Below are 17,927 nucleotides of genomic sequence, written 5' to 3'. Positions count from 1 at the left end.
ACGACGAAGGGAGTGATCCGCAAGTGGATCGCATGATCGTAACAGGGATGCGCTTCTATGGTTATCATGGCGTATTCCCGGAGGAGAACAAGCTGGGACAGCAATTTTATGTCGACCTGGAGCTGCATATGGATCTAGAGCAGGCGGCGCAGAACGATGATCTGGCTGCTACAATCAATTACGCAGAGCTGCACGCGTTCACGAAGGGGATCGTGGAGGGGCCGCCATTCAAGCTGATTGAGGCGCTGACCGGTCACATTGCATCGCGGGTACTGGAGGCTTATACTATGATCAACGAAGTAACCGTTCGAGTGACGAAGCCTCATCCGCCGTTCGACATCCACTTCGATGGCGTGACGATAGAGCTGCGGAGAAAGCGGGACGGTCATGGCGGCATCATACGAGCATAATTCGGAACAGCGAGAGCCTGATACACGACCGTTAGTCGATGCCTATATCGCGTTAGGCTCCAATATGGGTGATCGCGAGTCGCATCTCATGCGCGCGATTGCCGAACTGAACGCCCAGCCGGAGATTATGGTGACAAGCGTATCTGGCATCTACGAAACGGACCCCGTCGGGTACACCGATCAGCCTGCCTTTCTGAACATGGCGGCCAGCGTTCGAACCTCACTTGAGCCACTCGAGCTGTTGAGGACCCAGCTGAAGTTGGAGAGTCTCCTCGGGAGAATTCGACACGTACGTTGGGGACCTAGAACCATTGACCTCGACCTCCTCCTATATGATAATGTCAGAATGGATCAAGAGGAGCTCACACTGCCGCATCCGCGTATGATGGAACGCGCATTTGTGCTTGTGCCGCTGCATGATGTGATATCGAATTCGCATCCGCTGTATGAGCAAGTATCTACGACGTCCGCCCATGCGCTTGAGGCAGGAAAGGATGGCATTACATTATGGAAAACAATCAATTGGCGCAGCGCGTCAGAGCCTTCAGGAAACTGAAAGGCTATACTCAGCAGGAGCTGGCCAAGGAGCTTGGTGTATCAGTAGCGGTACTAGGATCGCTGGAGCGCGGAACGCGCAAGAATGACCCCAAACTGTTGCATCATATTGCGAAGACTCTTAGCGTCAGCTACGAAGAATTGATGACGATTAAGGAGGAGTAAGGACGCGACATGCTGAAAATCGGAGACATCGAGATGAAGAACAGAGTGGTGCTGGCACCGATGGCAGGCGTGTGCAACCCTGCTTTTCGCTTAATTGCCAAGGAGTTCGGAACCGGTCTGGTCTGTGCCGAAATGGTAAGCGATAAGGCCATTCTGCACGGCAACAAACGTACAATGGAGATGTTGTTTGTCGACGAGCGCGAGAAGCCGCTCAGCTTGCAAATCATTGGCGGAGACCGAGCATCGCTCGTAGAAGCCGCCAAGGTCGTGGATAAGCAGACAAACGCGGATATTATAGATATCAATATGGGCTGCCCAGTGCCCAAGGTCACGAAGTGTGATGCGGGCGCCCGCTGGCTGCTGGACCCGAACAAGATTTATGAGATGGTATCTGCTGTTGTGGATGCCGTCGACAAGCCGGTAACGGTGAAGATGCGTATTGGCTGGGACGACGAGCATGTATTCGCTGTCGAGAACGCTCAGGCGGTAGAACGCGCCGGCGGCAAAGCGGTCAGCGTCCATGGACGCACGCGGGAGCAGCTCTATACGGGCAAAGCCAACTGGGACATCATTAAGGACGTCAAGCGTAACGTATCCATCCCTGTCATTGGCAACGGTGATGTGTTCTCCCCCGAGGATGCGCGCCGCATGCTGGATACAACAGGCGTGGATGGTGTCATGATTGGTCGTGGAGCGCTCGGGAACCCTTGGATGCTGTACAGGACGATCCAGTATCTGCAGACGGGCGAGCTGCTAGGCGATCCAACGCCGCGCGAGAAGCTGGATGTAGCGATTCTCCACCTGGACCGCCTCATCGCACTCAAGAGCGAAGCGGTCGCCGTTCGGGAGATGCGCAAGCATCTCGCGTGGTATCTCAAGGGACTGCCAGGCGGTGCACGCGTGAAGGATGCTATTATGGAGGAAACGGGACGCGATCCGATGGTCTCCATCATGGCGACGTATATCGCTTCGCTGGAAGAGGCGGCGGATCGTGTCCCTGCCCCGTCCAACGACGTTCCGGCTGAGCAAATCGTTCATTAATGCGTAACCGAATAGGATGCGAGTGAGCGGTTATTCGACAGTTGTCGACAGTAACCGCTTTGCTTCGTCAGATGTCACGGATCTAGTGAGAATAGCTCACACTGAAACATTTGTCTTTGATTGACATTCGGGAACTGTTGCAATATAATCGTGCAATATAATCAACTTGTTCATATAGTATGCGCTTTATTCGCGATAGGTCTGATGGATTGGATACGTAATATATTAAGTATCAGTGAATTCATACACGGTATGAAAATTAGTCACACGACAGGAGAATCGGAAAGATGAACGATAAGCAAATCATTCTGACTCAAGACGGGCTCAAGAAGCTTGAAGAAGAGCTCGAGAATCTCAAGTCGGTCAAGCGTCGTGAAGTTGCCGAACGGATCAAGATCGCTATCGGTTACGGTGACATAAGCGAAAACTCAGAATACGAAGACGCCAAGAACGAGCAAGCTTTCATCGAAGGTCGGATTATCACCCTCGAGAAGATGCTGCGTAATGCGCGTATCATTAATAATGACGACATTGATATCGATACGGTAAGCATCGGTTCCATCGTCACAGTAGAGGATTTGGAGTTCGGCGATTCCATGGAATACGCCATTGTCGGCACGGCAGAGTCCGATCCGCTTCAGAACAAGATCTCTAATGAAAGTCCGGTCGGTAAAGCCATTCTCGGCAAGAAAAAGGGAACAGTCGTAGAGGTGAACGTGCCTGCGGGAGTTATCCAATATAAAATCGTTGATATTAAGAAATAAGGCATACATGCCGATTTCGAAAGCTTCCTAAGCAGGAAGCTTTTTGAACGTTTATGCGTCTATGTGTGCACAAAGGAGATGGAAGCAGTGTCGGAACAAGAAATAAACAACGAGCAGGAGCTTAGTGAGCTACTGCAGATTCGCAGAGACAAGCTGGATGAACTAAGAGGGCTTGGCGTTGATCCATTCGGTCGCAAGTATGAGCGTACGCACCATGCCAAGGATATCCTTCAGCAATATGAGGGATTCAGCAAGGAAGAGCTCGAGGGGCAAGCGGTGAAGGTCAGCATCGCGGGCCGCATTATGCAGAAGCGTGGCATGGGCAAAGCCGGCTTCGCACATATCCAGGATCTCTCCGGACGTATCCAAATCTATGTGCGCAAAGACACAGTAGACGAGCATAAATTCGCGGCATTCGACTTGCTCGACATCGGCGATATCATCGGCGTTCAAGGCGTCGTGTTCAAAACAAACACGGGTGAAGTGTCCGTCAAAGCGCTCGATGTCGACGTGCTCACGAAGTCGCTTCTCCCGCTGCCGGACAAGCATCATGGACTCAAGGACGTTGAGCTGCGTTATCGCCAGCGCTACGTCGACCTAATCGTTAACCCTGACGTACAGCAGACGTTTATCGCCCGTTCGCGCATCATCCAATCGATGCGCCGCTATCTCGACTCGCTCGGCTATCTAGAGGTGGAGACCCCAACCTTGCACAGCATTGCAGGCGGCGCGGCGGCGCGTCCGTTCGTTACACATCACAATGCGCTGGACATGCAGCTGTACATGCGAATTGCCATTGAGCTTCATCTCAAACGTCTGATCGTCGGCGGCCTGGAGAAAGTCTACGAGATCGGACGCGTCTATCGGAATGAAGGCATCTCCACCCGTCATAATCCGGAATTTACGATGATCGAACTGTACGAAGCATATGCCGACTACAAAGATATCATGGCGCTGACGGAGAATCTGATTGCTCATATCGCACAAGAGGTGCTCGGCACAACCAAGATCAACTACCAAGGGCATGAAGTAGACCTGACGCCTCAGTGGCGCCGGGTGACGATGGTCGATCTGGTCAAGGAAGTAACGGGTGTAGACTTCGGCGTTCAGATGACGGACGAAGAAGCACATGCGCTTGCCAAGGAGCATAAGATTCCGGTTGAGCCGCATATGACGTTTGGTCATATCCTTAACGCCTTCTTCGAAGAACGCTGTGAAGCTACGTTGATCCAGCCGACATTCGTTATGGGCCATCCCGTCGCGATTTCGCCGCTCGCGAAGAAGAGCGAAGCGGATCCTCGTTTCACGGACCGTTTCGAGTTGTTCATCGTAGCTCGCGAGCATGCCAACGCGTTCACTGAGCTTAATGACCCAATCGACCAACGCGAGCGTTTCGAAGCCCAGCTTGTCGAGAAGGATCAAGGCAACGACGAGGCACACGAGATGGATGATGACTTCATCCGCGCACTCGAATACGGCATGCCGCCTACAGGCGGACTCGGCATTGGCATCGACCGTCTGGTCATGCTGCTCACTGACGCCCCATCCATCCGCGACGTACTGCTGTTCCCTCATATGAGAGAGCTGCGTTCGGGCGAATAATATACAATTGATGAGCCGTCCGGCATTGTGCCGGGCGGCTTTCGTCATTTGGGGAGATGAGAAGGGCGAAATCAATTATGATTGACCTCATTCGCCATTACTATCAAACCATACCGATAGACCCAGACCCAACGCCAACATCGGGACAAGTTGCGCGGTCATGTGGCAAAAAATTTACCAATTTACTTTCATTAATCGGTTTCATTACAAATTTTGACTTTACCACCAAGGAAAATGTACTATATACTAGTAAAAATTGATAGTCCCCGGTCGGAGACTGTCTCTCTATGACGAAATTACTAGAATGATGATATAATTTATGTCGATTCTGCTAGTGCTATCGAATTAGAGAGGAATAACCGATAAGGTAAGAGAGGGGGTGTCGACTTGATCGACATACATACGCATATTCTCCCTGGAGTCGACGATGGCGCTGCCGATATCAAGGACGCCATGAATATGGCGCAAGCGGCAATCAGGGAAGGAATTACATCGATTATCGCCACGCCGCATCATGCCAATGGGACATACATGAATCCAGCTCATGACGTGCGCAAGCATGTTGATGAGCTTAATCGCTGTCTGGGAAATGCGGGGATGCCGGTACGAATCGTTGCCGGGCAGGAGATCCGTATTCACGACGATATGCTGGAAGCCTGGAGCCGGCAAGAGCTGCTTACTTTGGCGGATTCTCGCTACATGTTGCTGGAGATGCCTTCGTCTCGCATACCTAAGGGAATGGCCGATCTCGTTCACGAGCTGGCTATTATGGGAGTAGTGCCCATCATCGCCCATCCCGAACGCAATGCCGAGGCGGCTGCGCATCCGGAGCGGCTGGAAGAGCTGATCGAGCTTGGCGCATACGGGCAAGTGACCTCCCATTCGCTGCTTGGCGGATTCGGCAAGCGGGTTGAGCAGACCTCGTGGGAGCTGTTGAAGCGGGGCTGCATCGGGATTGTATCCTCGGATGCCCATCATGTGGAGCGCAGGGGCTTCCGCTTGGGCGAAGCTTACGCCGCTATTGAGAGAACAATGGGAGAACAGTGGGTGGCATACCTCAAGTCGAATGCCTCTCATGTTCTAGACGACCAGCCTTTTGGCAACAGACCCCCGCTGCGAGGAGCCCAATCCAAGGGCGGAATCAAGAAATGGATGTCTGCGCTGTTCAATAAATAGAACGGCGATCACATACATAGCTTTATGTTTTATTAGCCATTAATCGTATCAACGAGGAGTGGACTAACTTATATAGAGGTGATTGAGAGTGACATTAAGAAGAAAATTGGCGGTAACGACAATCGCAGCTAGCGTGGCGATGTCCGCATTCGCAGGAATTCCGCTCAGCAGCAAGGGGCTGTCTGAGAAGCTTGGATTTAGCGGGGTGGCTTATGCTGCTACGTACTCCGATTTTGTTGCGGAGGCCAATGCAATTTATAGTTATCTTGATACGGATGAAGTTGGGTACATTAACAATTTCAGAGTACAGATTAAGGCAGCGTTGGAAGCGGATGACTCAGCCATTCTGGATCAATTTGTTGCTGGTATTAATGATGGTGAACTGGCGGATGAAGTTAAAGCATTGATTACAGCTGTGCTTACGACGGTGGTTGGTCCCACCTGGCAATCCGACTACGAAGACATTCGCGATTTGTACAGCCCGACGGTCAGCGAGCTTTATCCTGACTTGACAGTCGATGCGCTCGCATCCGTATTGTTGGATATGGAAGCTAGAACCGCCGCTATCGTAGCGGACCTCGATCTCGAGGATATTCTTGATACTTCTTCAATTAAGCAGCAATTAAAGAATGCTGCAACGGCCGCAATCTCTGCCAATACAATCGTCAGTGATTTCGCCGAATCCATAGAACTTACGTCGACCGAATTGGCAGATATCTTCGTAGCTATTCAAGATAGTGATAGTGTGGATTACCTTGTAGCGGCAAGAGCGTTCATAGCTCTTAACGATGCTTACAAGCAAGCCCATGCACCAATAGGCGGCGGCGGCGGCTACATCCCGCCAGCTACAACCGACATCCCAGCCGAAGTCACAGCGCTGGTAGAGAAGTTCGAAGCCCTTGCCGAAGAGCTGGCTAATGCAACGGACGAGGAGAAGGCCGAGCTTATCGCACAAGCGATCGAAGAAGCGCAAGCGCTGATCGACGATCTGTCCGACCTTGACAGCTCTGTCATCGTTAATGGCGACACGGCAACGCTTAAGCTGGACGAGAACAAGGCGCTGTCCGCGATCAAGGGTATTGGCGCGGTAGTGGCCGCTCTTGAAGAAGCGACTGGCGAGACGCTGGACAGCCTGGATGTGACGATCGATCTTGGCAACGTGACGCAAGACAACCTCGTAATCGGATTGTCCGACGCTGTTATGCAAGAAGCCATTCATGCAGGACTTACAGGCATTATCCTTAAGGTTAGCGGCTTGACGGTTGACCTGCCGGTTGGCGGCACATTCTCCAAGGCAATCGATCTTAAGATCAGCAAGTCCGATGCTACGGATGAAGTGACAGGCGGTCTGAAAGCTGCTTCCGACGTGTTCGAATTCAATCTTAGCGTTGGCGGCCAGACTACGACTACCTTCAGCAAGCCAATTCAGATTATCTTCCCGCTTGGGGATACGACAGGTCTGGATAAGGAGCTTCTGACGCTTGCCAAGATTATAGAAGACAAGCTCGAGTTCCATGGCGGCCGCGTTAAGGGCAATACCATCACTGAGGCCCGTGATTCCTTCTCCTCCTATGTTGTCGTAGAGAACAAGCTGTCGTTCGACGATACAGAGAGCGTTGACGCATGGGCAGGACGCGCAATAGAAGTTATCGCGTCCAAAGGCGTTATCCATGGCGTCACGGAAGGTCATTTCGATCCAGCTTCCAAAGTGACTCGCGCCCAATTCGCGAAGATGCTCGTTCGCGCGCTTGACCTGAACAATCAAGCAGCCAAGGAGAAATTTGTCGACGTGAAGGATGACGAGTGGTTTGCTCCTTACATCGCGGCAGCCTACGAGAATGGTCTAATCAACGGGCGTTCCGCTACGATCTTTGATCCGTATGCCGAAATCTCGCGCGCCGAGATGGCAACGATGGTTGCACGCGGACTTAAGCTGACGAGCGGCGCGGAAGACATCGAGAACGTAGATGAGGCGCTGAAGGTTTTTGCCGATTGGGCAGAAGTTAACGACACGCTGAAGCAAGGCGTAGCGTTCGCGGCCGAGCACAGTATTGTCGTTGGCAACGAGGGCAAATATGATCCTAACGCCAGCGCTACTCGCGCTCAAGCTGCGGTTATTATCTACCGTGCATACAATTTCGAAGCATAAATCAATAGATTAATATAACATTTCGTTTGTTATAGTTGCTAACGAGCCAGGGCTTGTTCCATAATCTTCCTCCCATGTGGATGGGAGGAAGATTTTTTTGCAGTTATCATTAATTTATGTAGAGTTAATTCGTTTAATAGGTTAATATTAGGATACAAATAGTTCAAAAGGCACTGCAGAGAGATTCATACTGTGCCTAATGGAGGAGTATTAAGTGTCTAACGAACTAGATTTGCGACAGTACATCACGATTATTCGCAAGCGACTCCCATTCATACTCATACTCGTGCTTGTAAGCTCCGTGACTGCGGCCATATTCAGCCTATACTTCAAGGATCCTCTGTATGAAGCCTCAACTAAAATTATTGTGAACCAGACACAGTCGCAATTGGCGACAGGGCAGTTGGACTTAAATCAGATAAATACAAATATACGCATGATTGATACATACAAGGAAATTATTAAAACGCCGGCTATTCTAGATAAGGTGGCAGAGGGATATCCGGAGCTGGGTTTAACGGCCGAGCAGCTTGCCGATATGATCAGGGTGAGCTCGGTCAACAACACGCAGGTTATGACGTTGGTTGTGGAGGATACGGAGTATCGCAAGGCGGCAGATACCGTCAATGCCGTGTCGAATGTGTTCCGCGAAGAAATTCAGCATATCTTCAAGGTGGAGAACGTGTCCATTCTGAATGAAGCGGATCCTGAGCGCGAGCCAGGTCCTGTATCGCCTAACGTGCCGCTTAATATCGCCATTGCGTTTGTCGTGTCATTGATGGTAGGCGTCGGCATTGTATTCCTGCGGGAATACCTGGATGATACGATCAAGACGGAAGCGGACGTTATGGAGTATCTCGGCCAACCTACATTGGCCATGATAAGCAAGGTCAATATGGAGGAGTTGGCGGAGAACCAATCGCGAAGAGCGGCAAAGCCTTATGTCAGGGGGGAATTAGAGCGTGTCACGATCGAGAAATAAACGTCAGTTGATTACCCTTGCCAATGCTCGATCTCCGGTCTCAGAGTCGTATCGGGCTTTGCGGACGAATATCGACTTCTCGTCCATTGACGATAACCTGCAGGTAATCATGGTATCCTCTGCAGGGCCAGGCGAAGGAAAGTCGACGACCATCGCGAATCTTGCCGTCGCCTATGCGCAGTCGGAACGCAAGACGCTGCTCATTGACGCCGATCTGCGCAAGCCGACGGCGCATCATACCTTCTCCATCTCCAACCGATGGGGGTTATCGTCCGTAATCTCTAAGCAATGCACGATCGAAGAGGTCGTTCAGGCTTTGGAAATCCCGAATCTAAGCATTGTTACATCAGGAGCAATTCCTCCTAATCCGGCGGAGATGCTGGGCTCTAACCGCATGACGGCTATTCTTCAGCATCTCAAGTCGATATACGACATTATTCTGATCGACACCCCGCCTTTATTAGCCGTCACGGATGCTCAGATTGTGGCGAGCAAATGCGACGGAGCCATACTGGTTGTCGATCAAGGCCGGGTGAAACGCGATATCGGCAAGAAAGCGATTCAGAATTTGCAGGCCGTTAACGCGCGTATTCTGGGAGTCGTACTCAATAACGTGAAACGCAAGGCCAACGAAGAAGCTTATTATTACTACTACGGTGCTCAGGAATAAGCGGAGCCGAGACTTATAGCTGGAGGTGATAAAGGGATGAGTGTACGGAGAAGGAATATCATTATATTGGTCGTTGACTTCCTGGTCATATGGGCGTCGATCATTATAGCTTATTTGTTCCGATTTAATGCAGACATCCCTTCCGGCTATGTCTCGCAGCTCTACATATTCGCTTTTGCAGTTACCTTAGCGTGCTCCTTAACGTTTGCTTACTTTAATATGTATAAACGAATGTGGCAATATGCAAGTATCGGAGAGATTATCGCCTTAGTAAAGGCGGTGTTGTCGGGCCTCGTTCTTGCTTATCTATCAACGTACTTAATTACAGCCGATCGAGTGCCGTTGTCAATAGCAACTAGAACGTTGGAAACCATGCTGCTGTTCATGGGGGGCTCGCGATTTGTCTGGCGCCTTATCCGAGTGAACCGATCGGCCAAGAATACAATGAACACGAACATATTGGTCGTAGGCGCGGGTGACTGCGGAGCGATTATTGCCAAGGAAATTATGACAAACCGCAGCTTCATCCAGAGCAAGCTTGTCGGCTTTATTGACGATGATCCATACAAAAGGCATATGCAGGTCATGGGTTATCCCGTGCTCGGCAACCGCGGCAGCATCGTGGAAGTCGTAAAGCAGCATGGGGTTCATGACATTGTGATTGCCATGCCGTCGTCCAGGAGAACGGAGATAAGCGACCTTATTAATATATGCATGCAGTCCGGCGCCAAAGTAAAGATTATTCCGGCCATCGACGATTTTATTACGGGACGGTTAGCGATTCAGACGTTGCGTAATGTCGAGGTGGAGGATCTGCTGGGCAGAGAGCCTGTCAGAATTGATATGGAAGGCGTTATGGACTACGTAACCGGCAAAGTCGTGTTGATCACAGGTGCCGGCGGTTCCATCGGCTCCGAGCTATCCAGGCAGATCACCAGCTTTGGTCCCAAGAAGCTGTTGCTCCTTGGCCACGGGGAGAACAGCATCTATACGATCGAGATGGAGCTTAGAACCAAGTTTCCTCGAGCTGCGCTGGAAACCGTAATTGCCGACATTCAGGACAGAGCACGAATGGACGAAGTTTTCAAGCAATTTAAGCCGCAAGTGGTATTCCATGCCGCGGCTCATAAACATGTTCCGCTCATGGAACGCAATCCGTCCGAGGCCATCAAGAACAACGTGTTCGGCACCCGCAATGTGGCTGACGCGGCGGATAAGCACGGCGCGGAACGATTCGTCATGATCTCCTCCGATAAGGCAGTCAACCCAACCAGCATCATGGGAGCAACGAAACGAATTGCGGAGATGTACATACAGTCCTTAAACACGACGAGTTCGACGCAATATGTAGCGGTTCGCTTCGGCAACGTGCTGGGCAGCAGGGGCAGCGTGATCCCGAGGTTCAAGGAACAGATTGCGGCCGGCGGACCAGTAACGGTAACGCATCCAGAGATGGTTCGGTACTTCATGACCATCCCGGAAGCTGTGCAGTTGGTTATTCAGGCGGGGGCATTCGCGCAGGGCGGCGAAATCTTTATCCTGGATATGGGCAAGCCGGTTCGTATTCTGGATCTGGCCAAGGACTTAATCCGATTATCCGGTCTGGAGCCGGACGTAGACATTCCGATTCACTACAGCGGCTTGCGAGAAGGCGAGAAGCTGTACGAGGAGCTGCTTACCGAGACGGAGGCTACAACGGCGACGCAGCATGAACGGATCTTTGTAGGCCGGCCTCAGAGATTGGACCGTATCGAGCTGGAGCAAAGGTTCCGTTCTTTTGAGAGCGTGCTTGGAGCGGACGCAATTACGGTGAGAGAGGCGATCGAGCAGCTCGTCCCATTCTTTGTACAGGAACATGTAGAGCTGGTGCCGTTGACTATCGAACAACAAGAACGGAGGGAGATCCAACATGCGACAGCGTAAGCCGAGAATGAAAACCTGGAAAAAAGTCGTCATCTGGGCGGCATCCATAATAGTTGTACTCGGAGTTGCCGGCCTCTTCGCAGCCAATTACGCCATGGACCGAATGATTGCCCAGCTGTCCGCCAGTCTGGAGGATGAGCTGGTAGAGGAAGTCGTTACAACGCCAACTGATGCACCGAGCGAGAATGAAGATACTGTAGATGAGCCAGTGATCGATGAAGAAGGTACTGAAGGTTCGGCGCCTGAAGCAACGGAACAGCCTTCTGGAGAGCAGAGCGGACAGTCTGACGGTAATAAGGGCAATACTGACGGCGCCCAAGGCGGCACAACCGACTCCAAGTCGTCGGACGACTACACAGCCGAGATCTCAACGGATAAAGCAAAGGATGTTCAAGAAAAAATTACAGTCACCGAGAAAGCCCAGTTGGCTTCGGTGTTCCTTAAGCAGCTAAGCGTGGATGATATTAAAGCGTTGCAGGGACTTGCCAGCGGCGGACTTGGCTTGGATGAGAAGAAAGAGGCTCGCACACTTATATTGGAGAAGCTCACTCCGGAGCAATACGACGAGCTCATCCAGATTGCCAAGAAGTATGGCATGAGCCAAGGCAAGAGCTACGAAGAAGTTTCGAAGGAAAAGTAGCCGCGCAATTGAAGCGACAACCGAGGAGGAGACAACCATGCGAGTTAGAAAAGCTATAATTCCTGCGGCCGGTCTTGGAACGCGCTTCTTGCCGGCTACCAAGGCTATGCCCAAGGAAATGCTGCCGATCGTGGACAAGCCGACTATTCAATACATCGTCGAAGAAGCGGTCGAGTCCGGTATCGAAGATATTATTATCGTTACGGGCAAGGGTAAGCGAGCAATTGAGGATCACTTCGACAACTCGTTCGAGCTGGAGCAGAACCTGCTGGAGAAGGGCAAGATGGAGCTGCTGAGCGAAGTCCAGAAGTCCTCCAAGATGGTGGATATCCACTACATTCGGCAAAAGGAAGCAAAAGGACTCGGCCACGCCATCTGGTGTGCTCGCAAGTTCATCGGCAACGAACCCTTTGCCGTCTTGCTCGGCGACGACATCGTGCAGGCCGAGAAGCCTTGCTTGAAACAAATGATGGAGCAGTATGATCGATACAGCTCATCTATTATTGGCGTCCAAAGCGTTCATGAACATGAAGTGTCCAGGTACGGTATCGTGGATGGCCGAATGATTCATGACCGCTTATTTAGTGTCAATGGCTTGGTTGAGAAACCGAAGGTCGAAGACGCGCCTTCTAACATTGCCATTATGGGACGTTATATTCTAAGTCCCAAGATATTTGAGATTCTGGAGAACCAGCAGCCTGGGGCTGGCGGCGAGATTCAGCTTACCGATGCCATCGCCAAGCTCAACCTTCAGGAAGCGGTCTATGCTTACGACTTCGAGGGGACTCGCTACGATGTCGGCGAGAAGCTTGGGTTTATTAAGACGACGATTGAGATGGCGCTTAAGAATAGTGTTTTAAAAGAAGAATTAATTGCTTATCTCATTTCTGTAGTAGACCGGCAAATAGAGAAAACCAAAGTATAGTTTAAATACTGATAGTAAAATTTTTTAGACTATGTAAATTACTGAGTAAATTTCAACTCGATGGAGGTTAAAATATGATTGATTCATCGATCAGACATATACCGTTTTCTCCACCAGATATCTCTGAAGCCGAGATAGAAGAAGTTATTAAGACAATGAGATCGGGTTGGATTACTACTGGTCCCCGTACCAAACTTTTTGAAAGAAAAATAGCTGAATATGTTGGCGTACCGAAAGCTGTTTGTTTAAATTCTGCCACGGCTGCAATGGAACTTACTCTAAGAATACTTGGAGTAGGGCCAGGTGATGAGGTTATTACGACTGCCTATACCTATACCGCAACAGCATCTGTTATTTCACATGTTGGAGCAAAAATTGTTCTAGTTGATACGGCACCAGACTCATATGAAATGGATTATCAGAAGATGGCTGATGTAATTACTGAAAAAACAAAAGTAATTATTCCTGTGGATCTTGCAGGGCGAATGTGTGATTATGAGAAAATATTTGAGGTTGTTGAAAGTAAAAAGAAATTATTCCGACCGAGTACGGATCTTCAAAAGTCATTTGGACGAATTGTCATTATGGCGGATGCTGCACACGCATTTGGTGCAGAAAGAAATGGTTTTAAATGTGGTCAAATCGCAGATTTTACATGTTTCTCTTTTCACGCAGTCAAGAATTTGACTACTGCAGAGGGTGGCGCAGTAGTATGGCGTCAAAATGATGAGGTAGTTGGAGACTGGTTATACAAGCAGTTTATGTTGTATAGCTTACACGGACAGTCTAAAGATGCATTAGCTAAAACCCAAATTGGGGCTTGGGAATATGATATTATGTATCCCGCTTATAAGTGTAATATGACTGATATTATGGCAGCAATCGGACTATCCCAACTAAAGAGATACGAAAAGTCATTATTTCGTAGAAAAGAAATAATTAAGATTTATGATGAATCTATTCATAAATTAGGACTACAGAGTTTAGATCATTTTTCTCAAGATATTATCTCTTCCGGCCATTTGTATTTAATGAGAATACCGAGTGCAAGTGAGAGAACTCGTAATCAACTTGTAATAAAACTAGCGGAACGTGGTGTGGCGTGTAATGTACACTATAAGCCATTGCCAATGCTAACAGCTTACAAAAACTTAGGGTTTAACATTAGTGACTATCCTAATGCATTTAAAATGTATGAAAATGAAATAACCCTTCCTCTGCACAGTTTATTGAGCAATGAAGATATAATGTATGTTCTTAAATGTCTTAGTGTAGTAATTAATGCAAATGAAAATGTAAGTTAAGGACGGATGCTAGGTGTATAGAGTTCTATTCAAGAGATTGTTTGATCTTATTACAGCGGTATTAGTGTTACCAATTTGGATTATAGTTTTTGCTGTAGTGGGCTTTGCTATTTATTCTCAAGACAAGGGGCCTATCTTTTACAATGCACCTCGTTTGGGGAAAGACGGTAAGATCTTTAAAATGTATAAGTTCCGCTCCATGAAAATAAACGCAGAAGATATAAGGAATCAGGATGGGTCTACTTACAACTCAGAGCATGATCCCAGATTAACGAAAATAGGAAAATTTATTAGGAAAACAAGCTTAGACGAAATCCCTCAGTTATTAAATGTTATTAAAGGGGAAATGAGCATAATTGGACCTCGACCAGATTTGCCTGAGCACCAACTATCATATACTGGAAATGAAGAAAGAAAGTTAGAAGTAAGTCCTGGTATCACTGGGTATAATCAGGCTTATTTTAGAAATACGGTGCCATGGAAGGAAAGAATTAAAAACGATATTTATTATATAGATAATTTAACATTAATGATTGATATAAAAATTATCTTTAAAACTATAGCCTCAGTAATCAAGCGTAACGATATATATATAAAAAATGGAAGAGATAGTGATTTGACTGGATAGAGTTATTGATAGAGGGTGAAAATGTGAGTTCAGATAATAAAGAAACAGGAGTGTCCTTTTATAATCTACGATGGGACTCAGACTATTTTGGCGTTTCTTGTGCGAAGGCTATTTTATATAAAAGCGTAAGTATCAGTGAATGGAAAGAATTGAAAAATAGGTTTTTGGATTATACTTTTGTATCCATAGAGAATCGTAATTCTGATGATCAGAATAAAAAACTTCTAGAAGTTCAATCTTCAATTTTTCTAGCGGACACTAATGTACAATTCTCTAAACACATAATTAATAAAAGCGGGTTGGACGTTGACGGTATTACATCGCATAAATCACTTGGTTACAATCAAAGTATATTAGATATGTCCGATTTTAAATATTCAAAATTCATTAAAGATCTAGAGTTAAAACGTCGCGGTGGTGCTCTGGTATATCGTCAATGGCTAATTAATGCATTTGACCGTCCAGATAAATTTTTTATACTTTCTAGGGACGAAGAATACAACATTAATGGTTACTTACTATATTCGTTTGTTGAAAGCATATTTACTATCGAACTTATAGCTGTCTCGATGAATGCTCAAAACCAGGGAATTGGAAAAAAAATGCTCATTGCACTAGAGAATAATGCTTTAAAACGAGGTGTTAAAGAAATCAGAGTTGGAACTCAACTAGAAAACATACAAGCAATAAACTTCTATAAAAAAGTGGGATTCAATCAAGTTTCTAAAAACGAAACTTACCACCTTTGGAAATAATAAATTAAAACAACAGGTTGGGATGCTTGTGAGGAAAGTATTAATAGTATCTACTGTAAGTAGACAGTTTTATTTATTTGAAAAAGTTAATATAGAAATTTTAACTAAGTTGGGGTTTTCAGTACATGCAGCAGCTAATTTTAGTGATTCTAGCGAAAGACTAGACGAATTGAAAATTATAAGACATCACATAGATTTTGAAAGAAGCCCTTTCTCAATTAAAAATATTAAAGCGTATATTCAAATAAAAAAACTTATGAGGGAAGAAGAGTTTTACGCTGTTCATTGTCATTCCCCTATGGGTGGAGTCGTATCTAGACTAGCAGCAAAGGCAGTGGGCGTGTCAAAGGTGTTCTATACAGCACATGGTTTTCACTTCTATAAAGGTGCACCTTTTCTTAATTGGCTATTGTATTATCCAGTTGAGAAGTGGCTATCCCAATATACTGATTTAATTATAACAATAAATAATGAAGACTTTATCACAGCAAAAAGGTTTAAAGCTGCATCAGTAAAGCGTGTGCCAGGGATTGGGGTTAATATTAGTGAATATAAGGAAAGTAATCTGAATAAAGAATTGAAGTTGTTACAACTAAATATACCCACTGGAAAATTCATCTTGATGTCTGTTGGTGAACTCAATCAAAATAAAAATCACGAAATAATTATACGTGCATTAGCAGAGATAAAAAATAGCAACATACACTACATAATTTGCGGACAAGGTCAAAGATTTAAATTCTTAGAAGAACTCAGTGAAAAACTCAATGTCCAAGAGCAAGTCCACCTACTTGGTTACCGTAATGATATTAATGAAATAATTCAAATAGCAGACGTTTTTGTATTTCCTTCATATAGAGAAGGCTTGTCTGTAGCCCTTATGGAAGCTATGGCAGCTAAACTACCCATTATATGCTCAAAAATCAGAGGGAATGTTGATTTAGTTTCAAACGGTGAAGGAGGTTTATTAATTGAACCAAATAATATTAAAGGATTTAAAGATGCAATATTAAGTCTTTATAGTAATAGTGAGTTTAAGAATAGGATGAAAGAAGTCAACTATAAGAATTCATATAAATATAGCAAGGAAATTATCAAGGGATTAATGTATGAAATATATGAGAATGAGATGCAAGGAAGCAAGAAGCATTAGATTTAACTATGGAGGTTATTATGAGAGTTCTACATGTCCTTAGTTCAAATTCACTATCAGGAGCTGAAAGAGTCGCTATTGATATTATTGAAATGAGCGATGGGATACATGAAATGATATATGCTTCACCTGAAGGTAGTATAGTATCGTACTTAAAAGAAAAAGGTATAGCTCATAAACCTATTGGGATTAAGTTGTTTGATAAAAAACTATCTAAAATTGTGAATGAACTTCAACCGGATATAATTCATTCACACGATATGTCTGCAACGTTAAAGGTATCTTTAATTAAATCGAGAAAGCCTATAGTTGCTCATTTACATGGTAATCCACTTTCTATGTCGAAAATTAGCATTAGATCAATAGTTTTTCTGCTGTTATCACTTAACGCAAAAAGAATTATAGCCGTATCTAACAGTATAGTCGAGGATTATTTTTTTTCTAGCCTAATTAATAAAAAGAAAATTAGCATTCTCCCCAATATAATTAACATTCAAAATATTAAGTATCTGATAGAACAAGATAAAAGTGATTATAATTGTGACTTTTTATATCTAGGTAGATTAACTTACCCAAAAAACCCAGAGCGAATGGCGCAAATAGTATCTACTGTATTAAAAGAGAACCCAAAATTAAAATTTGGTGTTATAGGAGATGGTGATCTAAAACAGAATGTCATAGATATTTTCAAAGAAGAAGGTGTCATTGATCAAGTAAACTTCTTCGGATTTGTAAAAAATCCATATAAGATATTACTTCAGAGTAAAGCCCTCATAATGTCTTCTAGGTATGAGGGTACACCCCTGGCTGCATTGGAAGCTTTATCTCTGGGAGTACCAATTGTCACTACCCCAGTTGATGGTCTAAAAAGAATTGTGGTTAACGAGCGTAATGGATTTATTAGTGAGGATAATCAGTTGCTAATAGATGGACTTAGAACCTTAATGAATAATAGGCAAAAACAAATCCAAATGTCTGGTTATTCTGTTATATCAGCGGAACCATATATAAATATAGATAAGTATTATAAAAAGCTAGAAACGATATATAATAACTTTATTTCATCATGAGAAGAGGTGCGCAAA

The 17,927-nt window shown here is 46.3% G+C and carries 18 protein-coding genes; all 18 read left to right on the top strand.

The features are described from left to right. Nucleotides 1–23: 23 nt before the first annotated feature. Nucleotides 24–410: a dihydroneopterin aldolase gene (folB, locus tag ACX1C1_RS06315; RefSeq protein ID WP_458956277.1), complete on the top strand. Its 387-nt coding sequence runs from the start codon at nt 24–26 to the stop codon at nt 408–410. Beyond that, on the top strand, nt 388–966 hold the full coding sequence (folK, locus tag ACX1C1_RS06310; protein ID WP_458956276.1) for a 2-amino-4-hydroxy-6-hydroxymethyldihydropteridine diphosphokinase: 579 nt from the start codon (nt 388–390) through the stop codon (nt 964–966). Before folB ends, folK begins: the two co-directional genes overlap by 23 nt. Continuing rightward, nucleotides 918–1,130 (top strand): helix-turn-helix domain-containing protein, encoded by a 213-nt coding sequence (locus tag ACX1C1_RS06305; RefSeq protein WP_458956275.1) that lies wholly within the window; start codon nt 918–920, stop codon nt 1,128–1,130. Before folK ends, ACX1C1_RS06305 begins: the two co-directional genes overlap by 49 nt. Before the next feature lie 9 nt (nt 1,131–1,139). Continuing rightward, complete coding sequence (gene dusB, locus ACX1C1_RS06300; RefSeq protein ID WP_458956274.1) at nt 1,140–2,171, top strand: tRNA dihydrouridine synthase DusB; 1,032 nt, start codon at nt 1,140–1,142, stop codon at nt 2,169–2,171. Nucleotides 2,172–2,458: 287 nt separating this feature from the next. Then, the gene (greA, locus tag ACX1C1_RS06295; RefSeq protein WP_458956273.1) at nt 2,459–2,935 is read left to right on the top strand and encodes a transcription elongation factor GreA; all 477 of its coding nucleotides are present in this window, start codon (nt 2,459–2,461) and stop codon (nt 2,933–2,935) included. Between the two features lie 87 nt (nt 2,936–3,022). Continuing rightward, nucleotides 3,023–4,537: a lysine--tRNA ligase gene (gene lysS, locus ACX1C1_RS06290; protein WP_458956272.1), complete on the top strand. Its 1,515-nt coding sequence runs from the start codon at nt 3,023–3,025 to the stop codon at nt 4,535–4,537. Between the two features lie 387 nt (nt 4,538–4,924). Further along, complete coding sequence (locus ACX1C1_RS06285; RefSeq protein ID WP_458956271.1) at nt 4,925–5,713, top strand: tyrosine-protein phosphatase; 789 nt, start codon at nt 4,925–4,927, stop codon at nt 5,711–5,713. Nucleotides 5,714–5,801: 88 nt separating this feature from the next. Beyond that, nucleotides 5,802–7,862 (top strand): S-layer homology domain-containing protein, encoded by a 2,061-nt coding sequence (locus ACX1C1_RS06280; protein ID WP_458956270.1) that lies wholly within the window; start codon nt 5,802–5,804, stop codon nt 7,860–7,862. Between the two features lie 214 nt (nt 7,863–8,076). Further along, a complete protein-coding gene (locus tag ACX1C1_RS06275; protein WP_458956269.1) occupies nt 8,077–8,844 on the top strand; it encodes a YveK family protein in 768 nt (255 codons plus the stop codon). After that, nucleotides 8,825–9,514, top strand: a complete 690-nt coding sequence (locus tag ACX1C1_RS06270) for a CpsD/CapB family tyrosine-protein kinase (protein ID WP_458956268.1) — start codon at nt 8,825–8,827, stop codon at nt 9,512–9,514. Before ACX1C1_RS06275 ends, ACX1C1_RS06270 begins: the two co-directional genes overlap by 20 nt. Nucleotides 9,515–9,550: 36 nt before the next feature. Then, nucleotides 9,551–11,437, top strand: a complete 1,887-nt coding sequence (locus ACX1C1_RS06265; protein WP_458956267.1) for a polysaccharide biosynthesis protein — start codon at nt 9,551–9,553, stop codon at nt 11,435–11,437. Then, nucleotides 11,424–12,077, top strand: coding sequence for a hypothetical protein (locus ACX1C1_RS06260; protein WP_458956266.1), 654 nt, complete (start codon nt 11,424–11,426; stop codon nt 12,075–12,077). Before ACX1C1_RS06265 ends, ACX1C1_RS06260 begins: the two co-directional genes overlap by 14 nt. A 37-nt stretch (nt 12,078–12,114) precedes the next feature. Further along, complete coding sequence (galU, locus tag ACX1C1_RS06255) at nt 12,115–13,002, top strand: UTP--glucose-1-phosphate uridylyltransferase GalU (RefSeq protein WP_458956265.1); 888 nt, start codon at nt 12,115–12,117, stop codon at nt 13,000–13,002. A gap of 74 nt (nt 13,003–13,076) precedes the next feature. Then, complete coding sequence (locus tag ACX1C1_RS06250) at nt 13,077–14,306, top strand: DegT/DnrJ/EryC1/StrS family aminotransferase (RefSeq protein WP_458956264.1); 1,230 nt, start codon at nt 13,077–13,079, stop codon at nt 14,304–14,306. A 13-nt stretch (nt 14,307–14,319) separates the two neighbouring features. Beyond that, nucleotides 14,320–14,934, top strand: coding sequence for a sugar transferase (locus tag ACX1C1_RS06245; protein ID WP_458956263.1), 615 nt, complete (start codon nt 14,320–14,322; stop codon nt 14,932–14,934). Between the two features lie 23 nt (nt 14,935–14,957). Then, nucleotides 14,958–15,689 (top strand): GNAT family N-acetyltransferase, encoded by a 732-nt coding sequence (locus ACX1C1_RS06240; RefSeq protein WP_458956262.1) that lies wholly within the window; start codon nt 14,958–14,960, stop codon nt 15,687–15,689. Between the two features lie 28 nt (nt 15,690–15,717). Continuing rightward, nucleotides 15,718–16,842 carry a glycosyltransferase family 4 protein gene (locus ACX1C1_RS06235; RefSeq protein ID WP_458956261.1) on the top strand — a complete coding sequence of 375 codons (1,125 nt, stop codon included), beginning with the start codon at nt 15,718–15,720 and terminating at the stop codon, nt 16,840–16,842. 20 nt (nt 16,843–16,862) lie between these two features. Beyond that, complete coding sequence (locus ACX1C1_RS06230) at nt 16,863–17,912, top strand: glycosyltransferase (protein ID WP_458956260.1); 1,050 nt, start codon at nt 16,863–16,865, stop codon at nt 17,910–17,912. Nucleotides 17,913–17,927 lie beyond the last annotated feature (15 nt).

This window comes from Paenibacillus sp. strain BS8-2 (genome assembly GCF_054483835.1).
This window is presented reverse-complemented; position numbering and strand designations above follow the sequence as displayed.